Raw genomic sequence first — 5,087 nt, 5'->3', positions numbered from 1 at the left:
GGCCGCGGGCGGGGCACCGGCCGCATCAGCTGTCGGGCGGCGAGCAGCAGCGGGTCGCGGTGGCGCGGGCGGTGGCCGGCGGGCCGGACCTGCTGCTGGCGGACGAGCCGACCGGCAACCTCGACTCCGCGTCGGGCGCCGAGGTGCTGGCGCTGCTGGACGAGCTGAACCGCGCCGGCACGACGGTCGCGATCATCACGCACGACCTGGAGGTGGCGGCGGGCGTCCCGCGCCGCGTCCGGATGCGGGACGGGCTGATCGTGGCGGACGAGCGCGCGCGGGCGGCCGGGCGATGAGCGCCGCGCCGGCACCGGCGCGGCTCGGCGCGCGGGACGTGCTGCGGGTCGGGGTCGGGGGGCTGCGCGCCCGTCCGGCGCGGGCGGTGCTGTCCGCGCTGGGCATCGCGATCGGGATCGCGACGATGGTCGCGGTCATCGGGATCTCCTCGTCCAGCAAGGAGGACCTGCTGCGGCGGCTCGACCGGCTGGGCACGAACCTGCTGACGGCCAAGCCCGGCAGCACGCTGTTCGGCGACAAGGCGGAGCTGCCGGAGACGGCGCCGGAGATGGTGCGGAGGATCGGGCCGGTCACGGCGGTCGGCGCGACGGGGGCGGTGGACGCGACCGCGCGCCGCACCGACCGCATCCCCCAGGAGGTCACGCAGGGCATCGCGGTGCAGGCCGCCTCGACCGACCTGCTGCGCACGCTGGACGTCGGGATGGCGCGCGGCGCGTGGCTGAACGCGGGCACCGGGCGCTACCCGGGCGTGGTGCTCGGCTCGGAGGCGGCGCGGCGGCTCGGCCTGGACCGGACGGGCGGGCAGGTGTGGATCGGGGGCCGCTGGTTCACCGTCCTCGGCGTCCTGCGGTCGGCGGAGCTGGCGCCGGAGATCGACCGGTCGGCGCTGGTCGGCTGGGACGCGGCGGAGCGCCATCTCGGCTTCGACGGGCACCCGACGACGCTATACGAGCGGTCGGCGGACGCCTCGGTCGGCGACGTCCGGGCCGTCCTCGCCCGGACGGTCGATCCGGAGAACCCCGAGGAGGTGGAGGTGAGCCGGCCGTCGGACGCGCTGGAGGCCAAGGCCGCGGCGGACGGGGCGTTCACGGGCCTGCTGCTCGGCCTCGGCGCGGTCGCGCTGCTGGTCGGCGGCGTCGGGGTGGCCAACACGATGGTGATCTCGGTGCTGGAGCGGCGCCGCGAGATCGGCCTGCGCCGGTCCCTGGGCGCGACGCGCGGGCAGGTCCGGGTGCAGTTCCTGGCCGAGTCGCTGCTGCTGTCGGCGTTCGGCGGCGCGGCCGGCGCGGTGCTCGGCACGGCGGTGACCATCGGGTTCGCGGTCGCGAAGGGCTGGCCGCCGGTGGTTCCGGCGTGGGCGCTCGGCGGCGCGCTCGCCGCGACGCTGGCGATCGGGACGGCCGCCGGGCTGTACCCGGCGATGCGCGCGGCGCGGCTGTCGCCCACCATGGCTCTGGCCACGGTCTGACGAACCGGTGCATGATTGGGAACGCCACGATGTCCCCCCGGGGACGTCCCACCTGGGGGAGGTGTCGTCACGTCATGCCGGTGCCACGCCCGCTCCGCGAGCGCTGCCGCGAGTTCCTCGGGATCGACGGAGAGATCCGCTACATCTTCCCCGCGATGGCCTACGGCGGCGGGTCCGGGTTCATCTTCGTCGTCACCGACGACCAGGTCGCCGTGATCTCCACCGGGTCGCTGAGCCGCAGCACGCCCAAGAGCGTCTGGGGCAGCTATCCCCGGAGCACCCGGATCGGGCCGGTGGAGACCGGCTCCGGCGCGTCGTTCGAGTTCGCGGGGGCGGTGTTCGAGGTGGACGACGAGTACGTCCCGGTCGTCAACGCGGCCGACACCGAGATCTTCGCCCGCGACAGCCTCCCCCGGGACCCGCTTCCCGACCTTTAGGACGTGGGGGCGGGTTCGGGGGTCTTGGTGGAGGCCGGCTTGGACGGGGTGGCGGGGCGCAGGAACAGGGCCATCACCGGGACCAGGTAGGCCGCCCACATGATCAGTTGCAGCCAGGTGATCTGCGGGGTGACGTTCAGGACGCCCTGGAAGACGGTCTGCATCCAGTCGCCCGACGTGCCGAACTCGGCGAAGAACCTGTGGGGCTCCAGCGCGACGGCGCGGAGGCCGGGGAAGACCTCGGCCTCCTGGAGGTCGTGGAAGCCGTAGCCGAACACGCCCGCCGCGACGACGATGAGGGCGGCGCCCGTCCAGGTGAAGAAGCGCTTGAGGTTGATCTTGAGGCCGCCCCGGTAGAGCAGGTAGCCGAGCATGACCGCGACGGCCAGCCCCAGGAGCGCGCCGGTGATCGGCTGCGCGGAGCCCTCGGAGGAGTTGCTGATGTTCGTCCACAGGAACAGCGCGGTCTCCAGGCCCTCGCGGCCGACCGCGAGGAAGGCGACGGTGGCCAGGGCGATCGGGCCGAGGTCGAGGGCGCCCTCCAGCCTGCCCTCCAGTTCGGCCTTCATGAACCGGGCGGTCTTGCGCATCCAGAAGACCATCCAGGTGACCAGGCCGACCGCGACGATCGACAGGATGCCGCCGAACAGCTCCTGCGTCTTGAACTGCATCTCCGAGGACGCGGCGCTCAGCGCGATGCCGAAGCCGACGCTGAGCACGATGGCGATCGCGATGCCCGTCCACACGGGGACGAGGGCCCGGCGGTTGCCGGTCTTCACCAGGTAGGCGATGAGGATGCTCACGACCAGGGCGGCCTCCAGCCCCTCGCGCAGACCGATGAGGAAGTTGCCCAGCAGCATCCCGACGCTCCTCCGACAAAACAGACAGTTTAGGCAAAGCTAACCTAAACAAGTCTGTGCCGGGATGCCGGCCTCCGCAAGGGCGCGTTCCAAAGCGGCGGGAGGTCAGCGGGTCAGAGGTCGCCCTTGCACTCCAGCCGCAGGAACGCCTTCGCCAGGGGCTGCGCCGTCAGCCCGACCTGCCAGGGGCGCGCGCCGAGCCCGAGCAGCGCCGCGCCGATCGCGGAGGCGGACGGCTCGTCCGGCGGCGTCCAGGCCAGCCGGCGGACGAAGTCGGGCTGCATGAGGTTCTCCGACGGCATCGTGTGCTCGTCCGCCAGCGCCGCGACGACGGCGCGGGCGGCGGTGAGCCGCTTGGCGGCCTCCGGGTCGCGGTCGGCCCAGCGGTGCGCGGGGGGCGGGCCGTCGCCGGGCAGGTTCGCCTCGGGCAGCTCCCGGTCGGGCACGGCCTTGGCCCGCGTCACCGCGCGCAGCCACGCCGACTGGTGGCGCCGCGCCCCCCGGCCCCGCATCGTGGGCAGCGCCTGGAGCTCGGTGGGGGTCTTCGGTGCCTTCAGGGCCAGCTCGACGATCGCGGCGTCCTGCAGCACCCGCCCGGGGGACAGGTCGCGCTCCTGGGCGATCTTGTCGCGGGCCTCCCACACCTCGCGGACGGTCGCGAGGGCGCGCCGGTTGCGGACGCGGTGGATGCCGGACGTGCGGCGCCACGGGTCGGCGCGCGGCGGCTTCGGCGGCATGGTCAGGATCGCCGCGAACTCCTCCAGCGCCCACTCCAGCTTGCCGGCGGCCTCCAGCTCCTCGTACAGGGCGTCGCGCAGCTCGACGAGCAGTTCGACGTCGAGCGCGGCGTAGCGCAGCCAGTCCTCGGGGAGGGGACGGGTGGACCAGTCGGCCGCGGAGTGCCCCTTCTCCAGCAGGAAGCCCAGCACGTTCTCGACCATCGAGCCGAGGCCGACGCGCGGGTAGCCGAGCAGCCGCCCGGCCAGCTCGGTGTCGAACAGCCGCCGGGGGACGAGGCCGAGCTCGGCCAGGCAGGGCAGGTCCTGGTTGGCGGCGTGCAGCACCATCTCGGCGCCCGCGAGCGCGGCGTCCAGCCCGGACAGGTCGGGGCAGGCCGTCGGGTCGATCAGCGCGGTGCCCGAGCCGGCGCGGCGCAGCTGGACCAGGTACGCGCGCTGCCCGTACCGGTAGCCCGACGCCCGCTCGGCGTCGACCGCGACCGGGCCGCTGCCCGCGGCGAACGCGGCGATGACACGTTCCAGACCGGCGGCGTCGATGACGACGTCCGGGACGCCCTCGCGCGGTTCCAGCAGCGGGACGGCCGGGGGACCGGCGTCCTCGTCCGGCTCGCCGCCGCCCGCCCGGCCGTCGCCGTCGACCGTGCTCGGCGGCGCGGCGCTGCCGGGCCCCAGGCCGGGCTCCAGGCCGACCGGGGGGCCGGGCGCGGTACCGGGCGCGGTGCCGGCCGGGGGGCCGGACTTCTGCGCCTGTTCCTTCGTCGAACCCGCCTGCTCGGAGGCGGGCAGGGCCTGCTTCGGCGCGGGCCCGGCCTCTTCTGGCACGGTCCCGGCCGCGTTCTCCGCACCTGCGCCCCGCTCGGGGCCGGTGGCGCACGTTTCGGACACTCCCACGGTTTCCGTGTTCTCCCCCGCCGCCTCGGTTTCGGACGCTGTGCTTCCCACGCCCCCTACCGTACGTCGCTCAGCCGCCCGTACCGCCGGGGCGGTCGGGCAACGCGGCGACGCCGGTGGGCGGCAGGCCCGCGGTCGTGCACATCACCTCGCACCAGGCGGTCACGTGCGCGGCGAGGTCGTCGCCGGTCGGGGACCACGAGGCGCGCAGCTCCAGTTCGGTGGCGGACGGCTCGTCGCTCTTGTCGCCGAAGCTCTCGGAGACCGCGCGGGTGATGGTTCCGGACACGCCCGCGTATCCGGCGGGCTCCAGCGCCTCCAGCAGCCAGCTCCACGCCACCGAGCCGATCAGCTCGTCGGCGGCGATGTCGGGCTCCAGATCGGCGCGGATGTAGGCGACCACGCGGAAGCCGTTCGTCCAGCCGCCCCGTCCGTCGGGGTCGTACAGGACGATCAGCCGGCCCATGGCGGCCTCAGTGTCGTCGTCGCGGTAGACGGTGCCGGACATCGCGGCGGCGTAGGGGGCGAGGTTCCGCGGCGCGGGCATGTCCTCCAGGTCGAGCTCCGGGCGGATGCCGGGACCTTCGAGGATCTCGCGCAGGGTGTCGAGCGCCCGCTGGAAGGCAGGTGGATTCATGGGTGTACCGGCCTGGGGGCGGGGGTGGGACTCGGA

6 protein-coding genes are annotated in these 5,087 nt (G+C 74.5%); 3 read left to right on the top strand and 3 right to left on the bottom strand.

Annotated elements, in window-relative coordinates:
- The 3 genes from E1298_RS43915 to E1298_RS43905 all read left to right on the top strand — a co-directional run.
- The coding region (locus tag E1298_RS43915) for an ATP-binding cassette domain-containing protein (RefSeq protein WP_131903304.1) at window positions 1-296 on the top strand (296 nt) is incomplete at its 5' end.
- Window positions 293-1,486: an ABC transporter permease gene (locus E1298_RS43910; protein ID WP_131903303.1), complete on the top strand. Its 1,194-nt coding sequence runs from the start codon at window positions 293-295 to the stop codon at window positions 1,484-1,486. The genes E1298_RS43915 and E1298_RS43910, both read left to right, overlap by 4 nt.
- A gap of 74 nt (window positions 1,487-1,560) precedes the next feature.
- On the top strand, window positions 1,561-1,923 hold the full coding sequence (locus E1298_RS43905; protein ID WP_131903302.1) for a hypothetical protein: 363 nt from the start codon (window positions 1,561-1,563) through the stop codon (window positions 1,921-1,923).
- Here the strand turns inward: E1298_RS43905 and efeU are convergent.
- The 3 genes from efeU to E1298_RS43890 form a co-directional block, all read right to left on the bottom strand.
- Window positions 1,920-2,783, bottom strand: coding sequence for an iron uptake transporter permease EfeU (gene efeU, locus E1298_RS43900; protein WP_243726213.1), 864 nt, complete (start codon window positions 2,781-2,783; stop codon window positions 1,920-1,922). The genes E1298_RS43905 and efeU overlap by 4 nt on opposite strands.
- A 113-nt stretch (window positions 2,784-2,896) precedes the next feature.
- Window positions 2,897-4,096: a ribonuclease D gene (locus E1298_RS43895; RefSeq protein ID WP_243726214.1), complete on the bottom strand. Its 1,200-nt coding sequence runs from the start codon at window positions 4,094-4,096 to the stop codon at window positions 2,897-2,899.
- Window positions 4,097-4,484: 388 nt separating this feature from the next.
- Complete coding sequence (locus E1298_RS43890) at window positions 4,485-5,051, bottom strand: DUF3000 domain-containing protein (protein WP_131903301.1); 567 nt, start codon at window positions 5,049-5,051, stop codon at window positions 4,485-4,487.
- Between the last annotated feature and the right edge of the window lie 36 nt (window positions 5,052-5,087).

Source organism: Actinomadura rubrisoli, from assembly GCF_004349215.1.
Taxonomy (GTDB): domain Bacteria; phylum Actinomycetota; class Actinomycetes; order Streptosporangiales; family Streptosporangiaceae; genus Spirillospora; species Spirillospora rubrisoli.
The sequence above is the reverse complement of the archived record's forward strand: the minus strand, read 5'-3'. Positions and strand labels throughout refer to the sequence as shown.

Excerpts from the sequence above, each read along its gene's own strand:
- E1298_RS43910 (WP_131903303.1), top strand. The coding sequence starts at position 293 with ATGAGCGCCGCGCCGGCACCGGCGCGGCTCGGCGCGCGGGACGTGCTG.
- E1298_RS43905 (WP_131903302.1), top strand. The coding sequence starts at position 1,561 with ATGCCGGTGCCACGCCCGCTCCGCGAGCGCTGCCGCGAGTTCCTCGGG.
- efeU (WP_243726213.1), bottom strand. The coding sequence starts at position 2,783 with ATGCTGCTGGGCAACTTCCTCATCGGTCTGCGCGAGGGGCTGGAGGCC.
- E1298_RS43890 (WP_131903301.1), bottom strand. The coding sequence starts at position 5,051 with ATGAATCCACCTGCCTTCCAGCGGGCGCTCGACACCCTGCGCGAGATC.